We start from the raw sequence: 272 nt of genomic DNA, 5'->3' as shown, positions 1-272 counted from the left end.
GATATAATTTTTCACTCTCTATATTTTCGTAGCTTTTTAGAGGCCTAAAGGAAGCTTCTTTTATTTGTTTACCATTTTCTATCCATTATGAAATATAATAGGAGAAATAGTAATAGCTTTTGGATATAGAAAGCATTAAAAGAAAATGAGGTTGGATTATGAGAGAAACAATCGTTGTAGCTTTAAAGAAAATTGAAGAAGATTACGACGTAAAAGTATTATACGCTTGTGAATCTGGAAGTAGAGCGTGGGACTTTCCATCTAAAGATAGC

The 272-nt window shown here is 30.9% G+C and carries 1 protein-coding gene; it reads left to right on the top strand.

The window, feature by feature from the left end; all coding sequences use genetic code 11:
- Positions 1-158: 158 nt before the first annotated feature.
- Positions 159-272 (top strand): DNA polymerase beta superfamily protein (locus tag SB822_RS57210; protein WP_410859117.1); only part of this gene is annotated, 114 nt, incomplete at its 3' end.

The organism is Paraburkholderia sp. SIMBA_054 (assembly GCF_046534875.1).
Classification (GTDB): domain Bacteria; phylum Pseudomonadota; class Gammaproteobacteria; order Burkholderiales; family Burkholderiaceae; genus Paraburkholderia; species Paraburkholderia hospita.
The sequence above is the reverse complement of the archived record's forward strand: the minus strand, read 5'-3'. Positions and strand labels throughout refer to the sequence as shown.